The organism is Gordonia sp. BP-119, assembly GCF_016924115.1.
Taxonomy (GTDB): Bacteria; Actinomycetota; Actinomycetes; order Mycobacteriales; family Mycobacteriaceae; genus Gordonia; species Gordonia hongkongensis.
The window spans coordinates 48402-70265 of the sequence record NZ_JAFFZF010000025.1; the positions used below are offsets into that span (position 1 = coordinate 48402).

7 protein-coding genes and 1 pseudogene are annotated in these 21864 nt (G+C 69.7%); 3 read left to right on the forward strand and 5 right to left on the reverse strand.

Annotation, left to right across the window (positions count from 1 at the left end):
- Positions 1-8 precede the first annotated feature (8 nt).
- The 3 genes and pseudogenes from JW364_RS15170 to JW364_RS15175 form a co-directional block, all read right to left on the reverse strand.
- A pseudogene (locus JW364_RS15170) lies at positions 9-16253 on the reverse strand (amino acid adenylation domain-containing protein); the annotation flags it as partial.
- Complete coding sequence (locus JW364_RS24430; RefSeq protein WP_275892314.1) at positions 16238-16366, reverse strand: hypothetical protein; 129 nt, start codon at positions 16364-16366, stop codon at positions 16238-16240. The pseudogene JW364_RS15170 and the gene JW364_RS24430, both read right to left, overlap by 16 nt.
- Before the next feature lie 642 nt (positions 16367-17008).
- The gene (locus JW364_RS15175) at positions 17009-17500 is read right to left on the reverse strand and encodes a DUF4188 domain-containing protein (protein ID WP_068970986.1); all 492 of its coding nucleotides are present in this window, start codon (positions 17498-17500) and stop codon (positions 17009-17011) included.
- 51 nt (positions 17501-17551) lie between these two features.
- On the opposite strand from JW364_RS15175, the gene JW364_RS15180 reads away from it, so the two are divergent.
- The 3 genes from JW364_RS15180 to JW364_RS15190 all read left to right on the forward strand — a co-directional run bounded on the left by JW364_RS15180 (position 17552) and on the right by JW364_RS15190 (position 19708).
- Positions 17552-18148, forward strand: a complete 597-nt coding sequence (locus tag JW364_RS15180; protein WP_068970985.1) for a TetR/AcrR family transcriptional regulator — start codon at positions 17552-17554, stop codon at positions 18146-18148.
- A 72-nt stretch (positions 18149-18220) separates the two neighbouring features.
- Positions 18221-18724 carry a MarR family winged helix-turn-helix transcriptional regulator gene (locus tag JW364_RS15185; RefSeq protein ID WP_058253826.1) on the forward strand — a complete coding sequence of 168 codons (504 nt, stop codon included), beginning with the start codon at positions 18221-18223 and terminating at the stop codon, positions 18722-18724.
- 114 nt (positions 18725-18838) lie between these two features.
- On the forward strand, positions 18839-19708 hold the full coding sequence (locus tag JW364_RS15190; RefSeq protein ID WP_068970984.1) for a DUF559 domain-containing protein: 870 nt from the start codon (positions 18839-18841) through the stop codon (positions 19706-19708).
- Between the two features lie 69 nt (positions 19709-19777).
- On the opposite strand, the gene mmsB is transcribed toward JW364_RS15190, so the two are convergent.
- Both mmsB and JW364_RS15200 read right to left on the reverse strand, forming a co-directional pair.
- Entirely contained in the window at positions 19778-20647 is an 870-nt protein-coding gene (gene mmsB / locus JW364_RS15195) for a 3-hydroxyisobutyrate dehydrogenase (RefSeq protein ID WP_068970983.1), read from the reverse strand.
- 36 nt (positions 20648-20683) lie between these two features.
- Positions 20684-21859, reverse strand: coding sequence for an acyl-CoA dehydrogenase family protein (locus JW364_RS15200; RefSeq protein ID WP_205334262.1), 1176 nt, complete (start codon positions 21857-21859; stop codon positions 20684-20686).
- Positions 21860-21864: the final 5 nt, after the last annotated feature.

A 21864-nucleotide genomic window follows, 5' to 3' on the forward strand; every position in this document is an offset into this window, starting at 1 on the left:
GGACGACCTCATCTCTTGTTGGTGAACCGATCATCGTGAGAAAACGCTAACCCCGAAGCGGCTTTCCGCGAGGCACTTTCGCGCGTCAGATGATCGTCGAGGACGGCCGCGATCTGTCTGATCGCCTCGTCCTCGGTCATCCCGAGGTGGTGGGTGTCGATGTCGACATTCGTGATGCTCCCCCGGACGTACCGCCCCCATCCGTTGGCGCCCAACGCATCCGGCCGTCGATCGCGCACGGCGGTGAAGTAGAGCACGTCGGTGTCGACGACCGGCGGGTCCCAGTCGCCGGTGGCCCGGATCAGCAGGTTGTAGGCGTCGGTCAGCCGCTCGATCGTCGCGGCGTCGATGCCGAACCCGGCGCCGAGGCGCTCGGCGATCTGCTCGGCGGCTTGTTCGGCGGTCGCGTCCGCACTGACGTAGTCGATGCCGAGGACCGGACCGAGGTTGCTGATCAGCTCGCCGGGGGTGACGGTGGTGATCGCCGACGAGTCGACACCGTCGGCCTCGGTGTCGAGCATGGCGAGCAGCGCGACCTCGGAACCGGCGGCCCGCATCTCGGCGGCGATCGCGTGCGCGATCACCCCGCCCAGCGACCATCCGAGCAGGTGATACGGGCCCTCGGGCTGGACCGTCCGGATCTCGTCGGCGTACCTGCGTGCGATCTCGTCGATCGTGGTGGGGCCGGGTGTCTCGCCCCCGATCTGTGGCGCCTGCAGGCCGTACACCGGACGGCCGGGCGGCACCTGCCGGCTCAGGGTCTGGTAGCTCCAGGCCAGGCCGGAGGCCGGGTGGATGCAGAACAGCGGCGGCAGTTCGCCTTCCGGCCGGATCGGGAGCAGGACGTCGAAGCCCACCCCGCCCGGCGCCTCGTCTCCCGGTCCGCGCGCGGCGTCGAACCCGTTGCGCATCCCGTCCTCGATCCGCCTTGCCAGGTCGGCCGGGCTCGAATCGGACAGCATCCACCGGACCGGGATCTCGACGTGCAACTCGGTCTCGAGGTCGTTGACGACCTGTACCGACCGCAGCGAATTGCCGCCGAGCGCGTAGAAGTCGTCGTCGGCGCCGACGCGCGGGACACCGAGCACGTGCTCGAAGGTCCGCGCGATCTCGGTCTCCAGCCACGACGACGGTGCGCGGAACGCCGAGGCGTCACGTGTCGGCTGCGGCAGCCTCGCCCGGTCGAGTTTGCCTGACGCGGTGATCGGCAGCGAGTCGATCACCATCACCGCCGTCGGCATCATGTATCCCGGGAGCGCCGCCGACGCGAACGCGGTGACCTCGGCGGTGTTCACCGACCTGCCCCCGCCGTCCCCCACGCCGGCCCCCGCCGGCACCAGGTAGACGGTGAGATAGTCGACCGCGTCGGTCGAGGTGACCGCGGCCGCCGCGCGGGCGATGTCCGGGTGCGCGGCGAAGACCGCCTCGATCTCACCGAGTTCGATGCGCAGCCCGCGGAGCTTGACCTGGAAGTCGCTGCGTCCCAGATACTCGAGCGCACCGCTTCGGCGACGCCGCACCAGATCACCGGTGCGGTACATCCGGGCGCCGGCCGCGAAGGGATCGGCCACGAAGCGATCGGCGGTCAGACCCGGTCGTCCGTGATAGCCCCGCGCCACCTGAGTCCCGGACAGGTAGAGGTCGCCGGTCACCCCCGCGGGCACCGGACGCAGCCGCGAGTCCAGCACGTACGCACGGGCGTTCCACACCGGCACCCCCATCGGCACCGCGCCGTCGGCGGCCGTCCCCACCGTGGAGGAGGTCGCGTGCACCGTGAACTCCGTCGGCCCGTACAGGTTGTACAACTCCACGTCCGGCAACGCACGGCGGGCGGCGTCCACCACGTCGGGCCCGAAGGCCTCACCCGCGACGAGCAGGGCCCGCAACGACAGCGCCGCGCCGGTGGGCAAGGCGTCGGCGAACACCGCCAGCATCGACGGCACGAACGAGGTGATGGTGACCCGATGTGTGGACATGACCTCGGTCAGGTAGCGCGGATCGGTGTGGCCGTCCGGTCGCGCGATCACCAGTCGGGCACCGACGGCCAGTGTCGCGAACAGTTCCCACACCGACACGTCGAAGGTCGCGGGAGTCTTCTGCAGCACCACGTCCGATCGGCTCAGCCCGTACTCGGCGCTGATCCAGCGAAGCTGGTTGACCACCGAACGATGCGACACGGCAACGCCTTTGGGTCGACCCGTGGAGCCGGAGGTGAACAGCACGTACGCGAGGGCGTCCGGGTTCAGCGGCGTGATCCGGTCATCGTCGGTCAGCGGCGAGTCGTCGAACCCGGAGAGATCGACGGAGTCGAGCGCGGACAGCACCAGCACCGGCTCGGCGCACTCGACCATGTAGTCGATCCGCTCGGCCGGATGGTCCGGGTCGATCGGCACGTAACCACCGCCGGCGGCGTGCACCGCGTACATCGCCGTGAGCTGGTCGAGCGAGCGTCGTATACGGAGCGCGACCAGCGAGTCCGGCCCCACCCCCTGTGCGACCATCCAGCGGGCCAGCCGGTTCACCCGACCGGAGAACTCGGCGTAGGTCTGCGAGACCGCCCCGGAGATCACCGCGGTGTCCTCGGCGTACGCGACCGCGGCCGCGGCGAACATCGAGGCGAGGGTCTCGGCGGAGTCCACCTCGTGCGACGTCGCGTTCGGACCCTGGAGGGCGGCAGACCGTTCGGCGTCGTCGAGCAGGTCCACGTCGTGGACAGGGCGGTCGGCGTCGATCGTCATCGCCTCGAGCATCGCCACCAACCGTTCGACGAACCGCTCCACGGTCGACGCGTCGAAGAGGTCGGACGCGAACGTGACACCACCGGTGATGCCGGCCGGCGCCCCGTGCGCGTCGTAGGAGTCGGCGACCGTCACCTGCAGATCGAACAGGGCGAGTCCGGTGTCCGGTTCGACGGCCCGCACCGACAGATCAGGCAGTTCGATGTCGGTGCTCGAGATGTTCTGGAACGCCAGCATCACCTGGAACAGCGGGTTGTGGGCGTCGGAGCGGACCGGGTTGAGTTCGGAGACGAGCCGTTCGAACGGGACGTCGGCGTGACCGAACGCCGCGAGGTCGGTGGCGCGCACGTCATCGATCAACTCGGCGAACGACATCCCGCTCCGCACCCGGGTGCGCAGGACCAGCGTGTTGACGAACATCCCGACCAGATCGTCGAGGGCACGTTCCCCGCGTCCGGCGTACGGGGTCCCGACGGCGACGTCGTCGGTCGCGGCGAGCCGCGCGAGCAGGGCGGCCAGCGCGGCATGGAAGACCATGAACAGGGTCGTGTTGTGGGCGCGGGCGACCCGTTGCAACCCGGCGTGCAGATCGGCGTCGACGGTCAGGCCGACGGACTCCCCGGCGTAGGACTGGGTGGCCGGGCGCGGCCGATCGGTGGGCAGTTCGAGCAGCGGCGGTGTGTCGGCCAGTTGCTCGGCCCAGTAGTCGATCTGCGCTCGCAGCAACGAGTTCGGGTCCGATTCGGAGCCCAGGACCGCCCGCTGCCAGATCGCGTAGTCGGCGTACTGCACCGGCAACGGCACCCATCCGGGCGCCTCGCCCTGCAGACGCGCGACGTAGGCCGTCATGATGTCCCGCGCGAGGGGCCCCAACGAGGAGCCGTCACCGCCGATGTGATGCAGGATCACGGCGAGCACCCACTCGTCGCCGCTGAGCTCGAAGAGCACGATCCGGGTCGACGCCCCGGCGGTGAGGTCGAACGGTGCCGCGATCAGTTCCGTGATCGCCTGATCGACATCGGATTCCGCGACCTGGACGACCTCCATCGGGACGGAGTCCGCGGGCAGGATCACCTGAGCCGGTTCGCCTTCGACGAAGGGGTAGACGGTGCGCAGGATCTCGTGGCGCGCGACGACATCACCGATCGCACGGTGGAGGGCGTCGACATCGAGACTTCCGGACAACCGCACCACGACCGGGATGCTGTACGCCGGCGACTCGGGTTCGATCCGGTTGAGGAACCACATGCGTTGCTGCGCATAGGACAGCGGGATCCGCTCCGGGCGTTCGTGTGCCACCAGGTCGACACGCCCGGTGTCCGTGTGCGACTCGGCGCGGGCGGCCAGCCGCGTCACCGTGGACGCCTCGAAGATCACCGACACCGGGATCGTGGTGTCAAGCGCCGCACCGATTCTCGCCACCACCCGCGTTGCGGCGAGACTGTTGCCGCCGAGGTCGAAGAAGTCGTCGTCGGCACCGACCGCGGCATCGACGGACAGGATGTCGGCGAACACCCCCGCGACGATCTCCTCGACCGGCGTGGCCGGGGCTCGGAAACTCCGGGTGGTGACGACCGGCGCGGGAAGGGCACGCCGGTCGAGCTTCCCACTGGGTGTCAGGGGGATCTCGTCAAGGACCACGACCGCCGCCGGGACCATGTACGTCGGCAACACCTCGCCGAGTTCGGCACGAAGTTTCTCACCGACGAGGGCGACGCCCGGCGCGGGCACCACGTAGGACACCAGGCGCACACCGATGCCGGAGTCGTGCCGCGGGACGGTGACGGCGTAGGCCACCCGAGCGAGTTCTGCCAGCGCGGCGTCGATCTCCCCGAGCTCGACCCGGAAGCCGTGGACCTTCACCTGGAAGTCGTTGCGTCCGATGAACTCCAGGTCGCCCGAGTGGTTGCGGCGCACGATGTCCCCCGTGCGGTACGCGCGTTCTCCGGCATCGCCGAAGGGGTGGGCGACGAACCGGGCCGCGGACACCCCGGACCTGTTCAGGTAGCCGCGCGCGAGCGCGGGTCCGGACAGATACAGCTCCCCCGCGACCCCGTCCGGCACGGGCTGCAGACGGGTGTCGAGCACGAGCGTCTGCATCCCGGCGAGCGCCGTGCCGATCGTCGACCGTTCTCCCACCCGCAGCGGAGTAGTGGCGGTGGCGACGATGGTGGTCTCGGTGGGGCCGTACAGCACCCGGAATTCCCGGCCAGTAGCCGGATCGGCACCCACCCACCGGCTCACCAGGTCGGTCGGTACCTCGTCACCGCCCGACATGACGACCCGCAGGTCGTCGAGCCCGTCCGGGTCCACCGAGGCCAGCGCGGCCGGGGTGACGAACGCATGGGAGATGCGGTGATCGCGGAGGAAGTCGGCCAGCTCGCGACCACCCCGCATCCCGGTGGGCGCCACGACGAGGGTGGCCGCGGCGCTCACGGCGAGCAGGATCTCCAGCAGCGACGCGTCGAACGAGGGAGAGGCGAAATGCAGTACCCGCGGGCTGGTTCCGGGCTCACGGTCGACGTGCAGCGTGGCGAGGTAATCGGCGACGCCGGCATGCGTGACGGCGACGCCCTTCGGCACGCCGGTGGAGCCAGAGGTGAAGACCACCCAGGCGGTGTTCGCGGGCCGGACCGGGCACACCCGATCGGTCTGTCGGATCGGCGACGGCGACAGTTCGGCGACCTCGGCGACGGTGGCGGGGTCGTCGAGCACGATCCACTCAAGCGCCCCGGACAGTGCCGGCCGCGAGCCAATAGTCGTGATCCCGAGTGGCGCAGCCGAATCGGACACCATCTGGTCGATGCGCGCGGCCGGGTAGTGCGGGTCCACCGGGACATAGGGGGCACCCGATTTCACGACGGCCCACCACGCGACCAGCGATTGCGCCGACCGCTCCACGGCCACCGCCACCGGCCGCTCCGGTGCCGCCCCGTTGTCGATGAGATACCGCGCCAGCCGATTCGCTCGGCGATCGAGCTCGCCGTAGGACAGCTCGACGTCGCCGCTGATCACCGCCGCACCGTCCGGGTCGGCCACGACGGCCGCCGCGAAGATCTCCGGCAGCAGCACGGGCTCCGCGACCGCACCCGGTCCCACCACCGACACCAGTTCGGCGCGCTCGGCTCCGCCGAGCCAGTCGATGTCACCGACGGGGGTTGTCGCGTCGTCGACGATCGCATCGAGCACACGGTGCAACCGACTGGCGATGCCGGCCACCGTCTCCGGATCGAACAGGTCGCGGGCGAACATCATGGTTCCCGAAAGACCCTGCGGCGTGCCCTCTTCGGTGTAGGACTCGGCGAAGACCACCTGGAGGTCGAACTGGCAGATGCCGGTGTCGGCCTGCGCGCGGGAGACGCGCAGGTCCGGCAGGTCGAGATGGACGTCGGACAGATTCTGAAAAGCCAGCGCGACCTGGAACAGCGGATGATGCGCGGTGGACCGTTCCGGGTTGAGTTCGGAGACGATCCGCTCGAACGGGACGTCGGAGTGCCCGAAGGCGTCCAGGTCGACCTCGCGCACGCGGTCGAGCAATCCGGCGAACGACTCCGCGGCGTCGAGGTCGGTCCGGAGCGCGAGGGTGTTGACGAACATGCCCACGAGCGGTTCCAGGCCCGGTTCGCCGCGCCCGGCGACCGGGGTGCCGATCACGACGTCGTCGGCGCCGCTCAACCGGCCGAGCACCGCGGCGAGCGCGGCGTGCACGACCATGAACAACGACGCTCCGTGTGCGCGCGCGAGGGCCAGGAGTTGCCCGTGCAGGCGGGCGTCGATCGCCACCGGCACCTGCCCGCCCGCCAGGGTCGCCACCGGCGGTCGCGGGCGGTCGGTGGGCAGATCGAGGACGTCCGGGGCACCCGACATGGTCGACCGCCAGAAATCAAGCTGGGCGTGCATCAGCGAGGTCTGATCGTCCGCGCTCCCCAACATGGTTCGCTGCCACAGCGCGTAATCGGCGTACTGGACCGCGAGCGGTTCCCAGGTCGGTTCCGCGCCGGCGATGCGGGCGGCGTACGACGTCATCACATCGCGGGCGAGCGGCGCCATGGACTGGCCGTCACCGGCGATGTGATGGACCACGAGGACGAGCAGGAAACGCCCGTCGGTCCCCTCCCGGTCGTCGTGTGCGTCGCGGTTGTCCGGGCCATGGGGATCGTCCACGCCGTCCGGGTCGATCGCGACCACGGCCACACGCATCGGCACCGACGCGGTCACGTCGAAGCCGAGGCGCACGAACCCGGCGACGACGTCGCCGACCTCGGTGGCCGATGCCCGCATCGACTCCAGGAGCACCGGGGCGTGGTCGAGGACGAGTTGCCAGGGCTCGCCGTCGGTGTCGGGGTAGATCGTCCGCAGCACCTCGTGCCGCCCGACCACGTCGTCGAGGGCCCGCCCGAGTGCCGCGAGGTCCAGGTGCCCCGTGAGTTCGAGGACCACCGGGATGTTGTAGGCCGGTGACTCCGGCTCCATCCGATTGAGGAACCACATCCGCTGCTGCGCCAGCGACAACGGGATGCGCTCCGGGCGAACGGTTGCCGTCAGCGCGGTGCGCCGGTCGTCGCCCAGCGACCCGACCAGCTCCGCCAGTGCCGCGACGCCGGGCGCGTCGAACACCGACCGCAGCGGAACCCGTACCCCCAGCTCCGCACCCAGCCGCGCCGTCACCACCGAGGCGGTCAGCGAGTCGCCACCCAGGGCGAAGAAGTCATCGTCGGCGCCCACGCGCGGCACGCCGAGGACGTCCTGGAAGACATACGCCACGGCGGACTCGGCCGGGCCGGACGGTGCACGGAACCCACGCGGGGCGATCACCGGTTCGGGCAGGCGACTCCGATCCAGCTTGCCGGTCGGCGTGAGGGGTATCTCGTCCAGCACGACCACCGCGGCCGGGACCATGTACGCGGGCAGCGATCGCTCCAGCGACGCACGTAGTTCGTCACCGGAGAGCGACGCCCCCGCGGTGGCGGTCACGTAGGAGACCAGACAGTGCGGCGTTCCGTTCCCGCCACGCGGGACGGTCACGGCGTAGGCGACGTCGGCGCGCGATCCGAGGCGCGCGTCGATCTCGCCCACCTCTACCCGGGTGCCGCGCACCTTCACCTGGAAATCGTTGCGTCCCATATACTCCAGTGCACCGGACCGGGAGACCCGGACGAGGTCGCCCGTCCGGTACATCCGGGTTCCGGGCGCATCGGCGGGGCAGGCCACGAACCGCGCCGCCGTCGTCGCGGGCCGGCCGACATAACCGTCGGCCAGGCCGGGGCCGACGAGGTACAACTCGCCGACGACGCCCTGCGGAACCGGACGCATCCACGTGTCGAGCACCATCGTGCCCACCGGTCCCACCGCCGTCCCGATCGTGATCGGATCACCCGCCCGCAGCGGCGTGCCGGCGGTGGCCCAGATGGTCGATTCGGTCGGCCCGTACAGGTTGATCATGTTCCGGCCGTCGGCCCACCGTGAGACCAACTCGGGCCCGACCGGTTCACCTGCGGTCGCCAGTACGCGCAGCGTGTCGAGACCGTCGGCCGGCACGGTGGCCAGTGCCGACGGCGTCAGGACGGCATGCGAGACCTGCTCGCGCCGAATCAGATTCGCGAGCTCGGGGCCGCCGTAGACATCGGGTGGCGCCACCACGAGACGTCCCCCGGAGCCGTGAGCCATCAGGAGTTCGAACACGAAGGCGTCGAAGCTCGGTGAGGCCACCTGCAACACAGTCGACGACTGGTCGACGCCGAGTACCGCGCGCTGCGCCGCGACCACCGGCGCGAGTCCGCGGTGGGAGACGACGACGCCCTTGGGCGTGCCGGTGGAACCGGATGTGTAGATCACGTAGGCGGTGTCCCCGAGCCGGATCGGGCCGCCGGCTTCGTTCGACTGGGGGCCGTCCGTCCGCGGTTCGTCGACGACGAGCCAATCGATGCTGTCGGGCAGTGCGGCCCGGCGCGTCCCGACGGTGATCCCCAACCCGGCGCCGGCGTCGGCCAGCACGAACTCGATGCGTTCGGCGGGCAGGTTCGGATCCAGCGGCAGGAACGGCACTCCCGCCTTGGCCGCCGCCCAGATCGCGATCGCCGCCTCGACGGACCGCGGCAGTGCGCACGCCACGACGCCGGACCGCGCCCGCCGCGAGATCTGCCGCGCCAGGCGATCGGACTCGGCGTCCAGCTGCCGGTACGACAGCGACCGCTCGCCGCAGGTCACCGCGATCGCATCGGGCGCCTGACCGGCTGCGGCGGTGAGGATGTCGAGCAGGGTGGCCGGTTCCGGCATGTCGTCGATCCGACCGGCATCTGCCTCGAGCCCGATGTGACGAAGTGCGCCGAGGCGCGAACCCGGCTCGTCGGCGATGCGGGCGAGACATTCCACGAAGTGGTCGACGATCTCCCGTGCGCGACTCTCGTCGAACTCGTCCCGATGGAACCGCACGGTGATGCCGAGTCCCGGTTCCCCCTCACCGCCGTCGATCTTCGGCGCCACGACGACGCTCAACGGGTAGGGCGTGGCGTCGAGCCCGGTGACGCTGTCGACGTGCAAGCCCGCCGCGGTGACCAGTTGTTGCAGTGCGTCCTCGCGCAGCGGGAACGACTGGAAGGCCAGTGCGGTGTCGAACAGGTCCGACCGGCCCACCGCGCGGTGGATGGCCGGGAGTCCGACGTAGTGGTGGTCGAGGACCAGCGCGTTCGCGTCCTGCACATGGATCAACAGATCGCGCAACGACATCGACGGTTCGAGACGAACCCGGATCGGTACCGTGCTGAGGAACATCCCCAGCGCCCGGTCGGCGCCCGGCAGCTCCGGTGGCCGTCCGGCGACCGCGGAGCCCAGGACCACATCGGTGTCGCCGGTGAGGGTTCGCAGGACGAGGGCCCACGCCGCGGACAGGGCGGTCCCGACCGTCACGGCGGACTCCGCGGCGGCCGACCGCAGACGCGCATACTCCTGCCCGGGCAGCTCGACGATGACCTCACCGGCGTCGAACACGGTGGTCGCGGCGCCGAGTCGGGTCACGCGGGTGGGTCCGTCGACGTCGGCGTAGGCCTGCGCCCATGCGGCCGTCGAGGCGTCCTGATCCTGTTCGCCGAGCCACGCGAGGTAGTCCCGGTACGAGGCTGCCGGCCGGCATGCGCCGATCTGCCCCGGGTCGCCGTAATAGTGGAGCAGTTCGCCGAGCAGCAGGGGCATCGACCAGCCGTCGAGGATCACGTGATGGTTGGTGACGTGCAGGGCGAAGTGGTCGCTGTCGAGCCGCACGAGGGTGAATCGGATCAGCGAGGGTTCGGTCAGATCGAAACCGGCGGCGGCGTCGTCGGCGGCGACCCGCCGGGCGGCCCCGCGGTCCGCGGCAACGGTGAGATCGACTGTCCGGAAGCGCACCTCGACGCCGTCGACGACGACCTGCCGCGGGCCACGCGACGTCTCGACGAAGGCCGTCCGCAAGACGTCGTGGCGGTCCACGAGCGCCTGCGCGGCGCGGCGCAGCAGACCGGCGTCGACCGGACCGGAGAGGGCGATCGTCGACTGCACGGTGTAGGTGTCCACCGCATCGGGATCGAGGGTCGAGTGGAAGTGGATACCCGACTGCGTCGGCGACAACGGCCAGACGTCCGACAGCCTGGGGTAGTCGTTGCGCAGCCGGTCGAGATCGGCATCGGGAAGATCGACGAGTGGCGAATTCTGCTCGGTGACAGCCTGTTCGACGGCCGAACCGGTGGCAGGGTCGCCGGTCGCGGATGCGGTGGTGGCGATGGCGGCGAGCGCGGCGACGGTCTTCGCCTCGAAGATCGCCCGCGGAGTGAGGGACAGTCCGGCGGCCTTCGCCGCCGCGACCAGTTGCATCGAGACGATGCTGTCACCCCCGAGGGTGAAGAAGTTGTCGTCGGCGGTGACGTCGTCGAGTTCCAGCACCTCGGCGAACAGCGCGGCGATGATGCGCTCGGCCGGTGTCTCCGGCGGGCGGCCGCCCCCGCTCTCGGCACGGAACTCGCACTGCCGCAGCGCCTTCGTGTCGACCTTCCCCGACCGGGTGACCGGCATCGACTCCAGCTCGACGATCGCTGCGGGAACCATGTAATGCGGCAGGGTGTTCGCGAGGTCGTCGTGCAACGCATGCACGTCCATCGGCTCGTCCGGCGTCCCCACGACGTAGGACACGATGACCGGGCGACCCGCCGGTCCGCGCTGGAGCACGGTCGCCGCCTGCGCGACGCCGGCGATCCGCGCGAGATGGGCGTCGATGTCCCCGGTCTCGATGCGCAGGCCGTGGACCTTCACCTGCTGGTCGTTGCGCCCCAGATAGTCCAGCCGCAGGGCGCCGTCCGTGCGAATCCAGCGCACGGCATCGCCGGTGCGGTAGAGGCGTTCGCCGGCGGAGCGTATGGGATGGGCCACGAACCTCGTCGCGGTGACGCCTGCGCGGTCGAAGTAGCCACGCGCCAGGCCGGGACCACCGAGGTAGAGTTCGCCGACCACTCCGACCGGCACCGGCCGCAACCAGGTGTCGAGCACGAACGCCGAGACTCCCCGGATCGGTTCCCCGATCGTCACCGGCTCCCCGGGCCGGAGATCGTCGGCGCCGGTCGCCCAGATCGTGGTCTCGGTGGGTCCGTAGTGGTTCATCAGTCGACGACCCGGCGACCACCGGGTGACGATGTCCGCGCCCGTCGCCTCGCCGACCACCGCGACGATCCGCAGCTCCGGCAGACGCGACGGGTCCATCGTGTTGAGCACCGTCGGCGTGATGATGGCGTGGGACACCCGCTCGGTCCGCAGCAGGTCCTCGAGGTCGGACCCGCCGTAGATCTCCGGCGGCGCGACGGCCAGGCAGGCGCCGGCGCTGTGCGCGACCAACACCTCCGACACGCAGGCGTCGAAGCCGGGGGACGCGACCTGCAGGACCGTCGAATCCGGTTCGACCGCAAAGGATTCCGCGTACTCGACCACCAGGTCGGCGAGGCCGCGATGGGTGACGTGGACGGCCTTCGGCCGGCCGGTGGAGCCGGACGTGAAGATCAGGTAGGCCGCGTTGTCCGGCCGGAGCGGGAGCGGGTCCCCGGTACCGAGCGGGAGCGAGTCGTCGGTACCGAGCGGTGGCGAGTCGTCGGTACCGAGCGGGAGCGAGCCGGGTCCGGTGAGGGTCAGCCACTCGACGCTGTCCGGGAGATTCGGGACGACGGCGTCGACTGTCACCCCGATCGTGGACCGCGCGTCGGCGAGCAGTTCGGCGATGCGGTAGGCCGGATTGCCCGGGTCGACGGCGACGAAGGCCGCTCCGGTCCGGGCGACCGCCCAGATCGCCACGATGAGCGCGGCCGACCGCGGGATCGCCAGGGCCACCGAGGTCTCCGGTCCGGCGCCGCGGGCGGCGAGCTCGTCGGCGAGCCGGTTGCTGCGGCGCACGAGTTCGCGATATGTCATCGTGACGCCGTCGGCGCGCACCGCCGGTGCCTCGGGGTGTCGTCGCGCGGTGTCGGCGAGGATGTCCCGGAGTAGGCGGGGCGACACGGCGGGCGGACCCTCGATCGGACAGAGGGCGGATCGTTCGGTGTCCCAACAGGATGCCAGCGTGGCGACCTTGCGGCCCGGTTCGGCGGCGATCTGGCGCAGCAGCAGCACGAACCGCTCCAGCAGTACCTCGGCGGACTCCCGGTCGAGGCGGTCGACGGCGTACTTCACCACCAGTTCGTAGGTGCCGGGCCGATCGGCGGCCGGTTGGTCGGCCCGTCCGGGCCGGGGCGGGGTGACCTGGAGGCTGACCGGGTACGGGGTCGCGTCGTGGGCGGCCAGGCCGTTCCACCGCAGTCCCGCGTCGCCGAGCATGCGGTTGATCTCGTCCGGGTCGACCGGGTACGACTCCAGCACCGTGGCGGTGTCGAACATGTCGGCCACCCCGGTCACCCGCTGGAGTTCGGCGAGGCCGATGTCGCGGTGGCCGAGCATCGCCGCCTGCTCTGACTGCGCCCTCGTGAGCAGGTCGATCACCCGCTCGTCCGGGTCGAGCCGGATGCGCACCGGGAGGGTGTTGATGAACAGCCCGATCATCTGCTCGATGCCCGGGATGGAGGCGGGACGGTCGGACACCGTGTTGCCGAAGACCACGTCGGATCGGCCCGTCATGATCGAGAGCAGCATCGCCCACGCCACCTGGATCGAGGTGTTCGCGGTCACCCCGTGGGCGCGCCCGAGACCCGCGATCGCCTCCGTCGTCGCGATGTCGAGATCGAGCGCGGTCTCGTCGACCTCGGCCGTCGCGTCGCGCTCCGCGGCGCCGGTGAGTCGCGTGGGACTCTCGATGCCGGCCAGGGTCTCCTGCCACGCGCGTGCCGTGGCGTCGTGGTCGCGGGTGTGCAGCCACTGCAGGTAGTCCCGGAACGTCCGGGGTGCGGGAAGTCCGGCAGCGCCGTCGGCGTCATCGTCGGCCAGGTACAACTGCAGCAGTTCGGAGATGACGACGGGCATCGACCACCCGTCGAGGACGATGTGGTGGTTGGTGATCGACAGCAGGAACTCGTCGCCACCCGGGTTCTCGGTGTCGCGCGTCAACCGGATGAGGTGGAAACGGACCAGCGGCGGCCGAGCCAGGTCGAAGGGGGCCGCCGACCCGGCGATGAGACGACGCAGTGCACGGTCCCGGTCGTCGGCGTCGGCGATCCCGGTGAGGTCGGAGTCCGACCAGTCGACGGTCACGTCGTCGAGCAGGATCTGCCGCGGCCCGGCGCCGGTCTCGACGAATGCAACGCGGAGACTGTCGTGCCGGGCGATCAGCGCCTGCGCCGCCCGACGCATCCGGTCCGGTTCGAGCCGCCCGCCGAGTCGCAGTTCGGCCTGCACCGTGTACCCGTCGACGGCGGCGGCGTCGTAGGTCGCGTGGAACAGCAGTCCGGACTGCAGCGCGGTCAGCGGCCACACGTCGACCATCGACGGATGGGCGGCGGTCCAGTGATCGATGTCGGCCTGGGTGGTCGAGACCAGCGGGAAGTCCGACGGCGTGTGGCCGCCGGCCGTCCCGGACCGGACGTGCTGGGCGAGACCCTTCAGGGCCTGCACCCACAGGCCGGCCAGCTCCTCGACGTCGACCCGGTCGAGCACCAGCGCGGCGTACTCCCAGCCGACGTCGAGTTCGACACCGGCCGAACCCGGTTCGGCGATCGCATTGATGTCGATGACGGCGGGCAACGCCATCCACGGGTGCCCGGTCCCGACCAACGCGTCGAAATCGCGCGCCGGCATCCACGGACCGGTGTGCTCGCCGGTCCCCATCCGGCCCAGGTAGTTGAGGCTGATCTGGGGTTCGGGCCGGTCGCCCAGTTCGTCGCGGCCGGCCGGGTCGAGATATCGGATCATGCCGTAGCCGATCCCGTGGTCGGGGGCCGCCCGCAGCTGTTCCTTGATCTGCTTGATCGCCAGTCCGGCCGACGGACCACCGGTGAGGGCGTCCTCGACGTCGACGCCGTGCAATTCGAGCCGGACCGGGAAGCGAGAGGTGAACCACCCCACCGTCGAGGTGAGGTCCGCGCCGGGTACCGCGGCCTCCTCGCGACCGTGGCCTTCGAGGGCGATCAACTCGCTGCCGTCGGCCTGCCCGCGCCGACGTCGCCAGTGCGCGAGCGCCAGGGCCAGCGCGGCCAGCAACGAATCGTTGGCACCGCCGTGGAACCGCGCGGGGATGGTGGTGAGCGCCGCCTCGGTCACATCCGCCGGAATCCGCATCCGGATGCGTCCGGCGGTGGCGACGATGTCTCGATCCGGGTCGAGCGCGCGGCGTCCGAGCAACCGGTCGCCCGGCTCGAAGATCTCCGTCCATCGGTCGAGTTCGGCCGCGGCGCGCACGGGCGCCTGCTCGACGAGGCCGTGGACCCAGCGCCGGACCGACGTCGTCGGCGGGCCGAAGTCCGGCACCGCGCCCCCGCGGATCTGGTGCCAGGCGGTGACGAGGTCGGCGAGGAGGATGCGCCAGGAGACCCCGTCGACGGCCAGATGGTGGATGACCAGCCACATCAGGTCGGGCGCGGTGCGGTCGGGGTGCTGCATCCACACGAACCGCACCAGGACGCCGGCGCGTGGGTCGAGGCGATCGGCCGCGGCCTGTAGGTGACGGTCGATCTCGTCGGCGTCCCGTCGGTCGAGCCACACGTGCTCGAGCGCGTCGTCGGCGTCGACCGCACCGGGTGGGCGGACCACCACGTGGGGTTGGTCGGCGAGATCGTCGACCAGCGTGGCCCGGAGGATGTCGTGCCGGTCGAGCACCGCGCTCAGTGTGCGCACCAGTTCGTCGCGCCCGGCGGCATCCGGGAGTTCGACCAGCGCGGCCTGTCCGAACCGGTCGACGGGACCGCGTTCGAGCATCGCGTGCATGATCGGTGACAGCGGGATGGAGCCGACGGCGCCGCCGGGCAACTCGCGCAGTCCGGCGTCGTCGGAGACGTCGGAAGCCATCGCGGCCAGCGCGGCGACGGTCTTGTGCTCGAACACATCCTGGGTCGTGAACGCGAGCCCGCTCGCCTTCGCCCGCGCCACGAGCTGGATGGACAGGATGCTGTCGCCGCCGAGGACGAAGAAACTGTCGTCGGCACCCACCTCGGCCACCCCGAGTACCTCGGAGAAGAGTTGCGCCAGTCGGTATTCCCGGGGAGTCGACGGCGGCCGCCCCGATCGCGCGGATGCGAACACGGGCGCGGGCAGGGCTCGTCGGTCGACCTTGCCGAACGCATTCAGCGGCAGGGCGTCGAGGATCGTGATGACGGACGGGACCAGATGCGGCGGCAGGCACTCGCGTGCGAATCGCTCCAGCTCCGCCGGTTCGACCCGCTGTCCCGTCGCCGGCACCACGTACGACGCCAGGACGGTCGCGCCGGCGAGGTTGAGCGCGGGCACGGTGACGGACTGGTCCACCTGGGCGTGCCCGGTGAGAGCGGCGTCGATCTCACCGGGCTCGATCCGGTACCCACGGATCTTCAGCTGGAAGTCGGTGCGGCCCAACAGCTCCAGCGACGGCGCGGTCCCCGCCCCGACCCAGCGGGCGAGATCGCCGGTCCGGTACATCCGTTCGCCCGGCGCGCCGTGCGGGTGGGCCACGAAACGTGCCGCGGTCTGACCGGGCAGGCGCGCGTAGCCGCGAGCCAGCCCCGGGCCGGCGAGGTACAGCTCGCCTGCGGTTCCCATCGGCACCGGTTGCAGTGCGTGGTCGAGGACCATCACCGACGTACCGCGGATGGGGCCGCCCACCGTGACGTCTGCATCGGGCTCGACCACCGCACTCGCCGCCGTGATCGTCGACTCGGTCGGCCCGTACTCGTTGATCATCGTCGCCGACCGGGTCCACCGTTCGACCACGTGCGGTGCGCATCGGTCGCCGCCGACGACGACGGTCTGCATCCGGGTCAGCGATTCCGGCTCGATGGTCGCCAGCATCGCGGGCGTGAGGGTCAGGTGGGTGACCTCCTCCTCGGCGAGCAACTGGGTGAGCCGCTCGCCGCCGATCACCTCCGGAGGCACAATCACCAGGGCGGATCCGGTCTCGCCGACGTGGCGGCTCCGGTCGTCTCCGTGGGATGGTCATCGGCCGGCATCCGGGTCGACGAGGAGTGCGCGGACGGGGTGACGAGATCCTTGTCTGAGATGGTCACGTGGCCTCCATGCGTTCGTATCGATCGCACTCGTCCGGGTATCAGGACCACCCGGGCGCCCCCCGCAGACCACGGGATGGACAATTCACAACCCGCGCGAGATCAAGCCAGATAAGCCCCCCTGGAGAGCTGTCGCCCCGTCGACAAATCGGACCATACTCCCGATTAACATTCGCCGACATCCCTTTTCGGCAAAGGTAAAACGTAAGTAAAGGCGAAGTAAAGACCAGCGAAAAAACGTCTCAGAATGGTCACGGAAAATTCGATGGTTCATTCGGATGAGTTTTCCGAAAGGCGTGGATTTTCGCCCGTGTCTCTGATTCTCAGATCAACTCATTCGGAAAGCGAATGTGGATTCATTACTCACACGGAGGCTGTCAAACCACAAGCAGCAGTTGTTCTTTGGGGCGACCGATCAATCGGTCCATCACGCCCTTCTCACGCAAATCGCCCAGAATGGACGGATCATCTTTAAGTGTCATTGCTAACGAATCGTTTATCCATGTTCAGCGTTTGGCGCCGAACTGGACTCATCAAAAAATCGACGCCGATGTCGACGACTCGGGACCAGATGATCGTCGACGTCATTCGCTGAGACGACACGACTGATGAATGAGAAAGAGCGAACGCAACTGCCCTGGGTCAGCCACGTTGCGGGGCCGGCCGGTTGCGCGTCAACCGAGCCGAGGCGGTTGCGGTTCCCGGCCCCACGGGGTGCCACCCGACCGCCCGGGCCAGGCCCTGCGGGGGCATCCCGCTCGAGATGGTCTCGTGTTCGCCGATGACGTAGGTCTCGTGCCAGATCCCGACCGAGTCGGTGTCGGCGAGCTCGCGATTGAACCACCGCCACATGGACAGATGCGGGGCGTCGGGGTCGGACGCGAACCGTCGGAGATCCTCGGCGCTGCGCCAGTACGACAACACCATCGGCGAACCGCCCAGATAGAGGCGCGCGTCGAGCATGCCCGCATCCGGTCGGCGCCGGAGGTGGATCAGCATCCGGGACATCGACGTAAGCACCGGTAACCAGGCGCGTACCCGCCAGGGTCGCGTCACCCGCATCCCGATCAAGAACACCGTCGTGCCCGGCGGCGGGGCGTCGTTGGTCATGCGGGCGGCTCGGCGAGCGGACATGAGACCTCCAGGACATTTTGTAACGTTGTTACGAAACGATGTTATGAAACGATTGCGGACATGGCAAGACCCCGATCCCACACCGAAGACGTCCGTGTCCGGCTCCTCGACGAGGCGGTTCGCATGGTGGCCGCCGACGGCATCGGTGCGCTGTCGGTGCGGGAGGTCGCTCGCGCCGCCGACACTTCCACCACCGCCGTCTACTCGCTGTTCGGCAACAAGGAGGGCCTGTCCCGCGCGATCCTGGTGCGGGCCTTCGATTCGTTCGCGCGGGCCCAGCGCTCCGCGAGCGTCGCCGCAACCGACCCGGCGACGCTCGCCGGCCTGGGGGTCGCCTACGTCGGGTGGGCGCTCGAGAATCCGCGCCTCTACGAGCTGATGTTCGGGGACGTGCTCGCCGGGGTCGAGCGCACCGAGGAGACCCGCTCGGCCGCGACCCGTGCGATCACGCCGTTGCGCGAGGGAGTCGAGCGAGCCATCTCCTCGGGCGCACTCCGCACCGCGGACATCGACACCGTCGTCGCATCGTTGTGGGCACAGGTGCACGGGACCGCGACGCTGCTCCTGTCCGGCAACTACCCGGCCGGCGCCGACCCGATGGCCGCGGCGACGGCCATCATCGACGGATGGCGAACTCCTGGTGCCTGACCGGCCGGACGAGGGCACGCGCACCGTCGGTACGTCTCGCCTCCTTCGGAGACACCCCACTAGGGTGTCGGTATGGCAGGGCGCAGCATGGATTTCGACCCCATCGCCGAAGCACGGGAGAACTGGACCCAGGCGGGGTGGGGCGAGGTGGCCGACGGCATGGTCGCGGTGACGTCGGTGATGCGCGCCCATCAGATCCTGCTCGCCCGTGTCGAGGCCGCCCTGCGTCCGTTCGATCTCAGCTTCTCCCGCTTCGAACTGCTCCGCCTGCTGGCGTTCTCGCGTCAGGGGTCCCTGCCGATCACCAAGGCCAGTGATCGGCTCCAGGTCCACGTGACCAGCGTGACCCACGCGATCCGTCGCCTCGAGGAGGGCGGGCTCGTCCGCCGCGTCCCGCACCCCACCGATGGACGTACCACGCTCGTCGAGATCACCGACCTCGGCCGCAAGACGGTGGGCGACGCCACGGAGACCCTCAACCGCGAGGTGTTCGGCAACGTCGGCATGTCCGACGACGAGATGACCGGCCTCGTCGGCGCCATCCAGTCACTTCGCAAGCACAACGGGGACTTCTGAAACGGCGCGCGGAATCCGTATGACGTCGTGCCCGGAATCCGGGTTCGACGTCATACGGATTCGCTCAGCTGCTCGGCGTTGGAACCGCGCGGTGATCGTCTGCGTCGAAACCCCATGGACCTCGCCGAACTGACCGCCCGCCGAGACGGCGTGTTCTCCACCCGCGAAGCGCGTGATTGCGGTGCGAGCTCGTCGACGATCCAACGCAAAGTCGCTGCCGGCGAGTGGAAAGCGGTAGCACGCGGGGTGTACCTCGTCGCCGGGCACCACCGCACAGCCCGGGCTCAAGCCCGCATCGCGGTCCTGTCGGTGCACAACATGGCGGTACTCGGCGGACCAGCGGCCGCCTGGTGGCTCGGCCTGCACGACACCGAACCCCGAAAACACCTCGTCTACACCCCGACCCGCGGCAGCGCCCGACGCTCGTCCGCGACCGCGGTGGTCAGGTTCCGGCGACTACACGACGACGACATCACCGAGCATCAAGGTCTCCGAACAACGAGCGCCGCGCTGACCGTCCTCGACGCCTCCCTCGACCTCGGGATCAGCATCCTCGATTCAGCACTACTCAGCACCCGCGTCACCCTCGACGCTCTCCGCGCCGCCAACGACCGCTACCCCAACCGGCACGGAGCACCGCGCGTCGCTGCCTATCTGAAACTCCTCGGCGACGGAGCACGATCGGAAGCCGAACGACTCACCACCGAACTGCTGACCGCCGCTGGGATCTCCGGCTGGATGCCGAACATGCCCGCCTACGGCTACGTCATCGATTTCGCCTTTCCCGACAGGAAGGTCGCAGTCGAAATCGACGGCTTCTCCTTCCACCGCGACGCCGCGGCCTTCCAGCGCGACCGCACCAAGCGCAACCTGCTCACCGCCAACGGATGGACTGTCCTCAACTTCACGTGGACCGACCTCGTCGACCGGCCCGCCCAGGTCGCCGCGGACGTCAGGGCCGTGCTCCGACGAGCGGCCGCCTGAAACGCGTATGACGTTGTGCCCGGAAACCGGGCACAACGTCATACGGATCTCGTGAGGTCGGCGAACGACCTAGTGCAGCGACGTGATGATCGCGCTGAAGTCGAGGTCAGCGTGCTGTTCGGCGAAGCCGCGGTAGAGCTGTGCGGCGTGGGTGCCCAACGGCGCACGGGCGCCGGTGCTGACGACGGCGTCCATCGCAAGACCGAGGTCCTTGTTCATCAGGGCGGTCGCGAAGCCCGGCTTGAAGTCGTTGTTCGCCGGCGAGGTCGGGACCGGCCCGGGAACGGGGCAGTTGGTCTCGACAGCCCAGCAGTTGCCGGTGGCGCCGGTGATCACGTCGTAGAGCGCCTGGTCGTCGAGGCCCAGCTTCTGGGCGAGCACGAAGGCCTCCCCCACCGCGATCTGCTGGACGGCGAGCACCATGTTGTTGCACACCTTGGCGGCCTGGCCGGCACCCGCGGCACCGCAGTGGATGATCTTGCCCGCCATCGGATCCAGGGTCGTGCGCGCTGCGGCGAAGGCCTCGTCCTCGCCGCCGACCATGAACGCCAGGGTGCCGGCGACGGCACCCTTCACCCCACCCGAGACCGGGGCGTCGACCTGTGCGAAGCCGTGTTCGGTGGCGCGCTGGTGGATGTCCCGCGCGTCGTCGACCGAGATCGTCGACGAGTCGATGAACAGGGCTCCGGTCGGAGTTGCCGGCAGGATCTCGTCATACAGCTTCTTCACGATGCCGCCGTTCGGCAGCATCGTGATCACGACCTCGGCGGCGGACACGGCCTCGATCGCGGCCGGGAAGGTCTCGATCCCGTTGTCCTGTGCGGTCTTCACCGCCTCGGGTACCGGATCGAACCCGCGAACGGTGTGCCCGGCCTTCACCAGGTTGGCGGCCATCGGGCCACCCATGTTGCCGAGGCCGAGGAAGGCGATCGTCGTCATTGTCTCTGCTTCCTACGAAAGTGGTTGTGAGCGAATTCAGCTGTCCCGGTAGCGGGTCGCGATCGAACGGCCGAGCACGACCCGCATGATCTCGTTGGTCCCCTCCAGGATGCGGTGCACACGGAGGTCGCGGACGATTTTCTCGATTCCGTACTCGGTGAGATACCCGTATCCGCCGTGCAGCTGCAGCGCCTGGTCGGCGACCTCGTAGCAGGTGTCGGTGACGAAACGCTTCGCCATTGCGCACTGTTCGACCTTGTCGGGCGCGCCGTCGTCGAGCGCCGTCGCCGCCTGCCACAACATGAGCCGGGACGCCTGCAGCGAGGTGGCCATGTCGGCGAGGGTGAACCGGATCGTCGGCTCGTCGATGAGCGCCTTCCCGAAGGCGCGGCGACTCGCGACATAGGCCGCCGCCTTGTCGAAGGCGGCTTGCGCCCCACCGAGCGACGACGCCGCGATGTTGATGCGGCCGCCGTTCAGACCGTTCATCGCGATGCCGAACCCGATGCCCTCGGTGCCACCGAGGAGGTTGCCCGCGGGCACCCGCACCTCGTCGAGGATGACCTGGGCGGTGGGCTGCGCATGCCAGCCCATCTTGTGCTCCTGGGCCCCGAAACTCAGTCCGGGCGAGTCCTTCTCGACCAAGAACGTGGAGATGCCCTTGGGTCCGGCGTCACCGGTGCGCGCCATGATGACGTAGAGGTCCGACGACCCGGCCCCGGAGATGAACTGTTTGACCCCGGTGAGCACGTACTCGTCGCCGGACCGCTCGGCACGCGTGGCGAGCGCCGCCGCGTCGGAGCCGGCACCCGGCTCGGTCAGGCAGTAGCTCGCCACCGTCTCCATCGTGGCCAGGCGCGGCACCCAGGTCGAACGCTGTTCGTCGGTGCCGTACTCGTCGACCATCCACGTGCACATGTTGTGGATGGACAGGAACGACGCGACGGCCGGATCGGCGTACGCCAGTTGCTCGAAGATGCGCACCCCGTCGAGGCGCCGCAGGCCACTGCCGCCGGCGTCCTCCGAACAGTAGATGGCACCCATCCCGAGTTCCGACGCCTCACGCAACTCGTCGACCGGGAAGTGGTTCGTGGCATCCCATTCGAGCGCGAACGGCGCCAGTTTCTTGGCCGCGAAACCCGCCGCGGTCTCGACGATGACACGTTCGTCACCGTCGAGCCGGGCGAGTGCGGCGTCGGCGAAAGTCGTCAACGCCG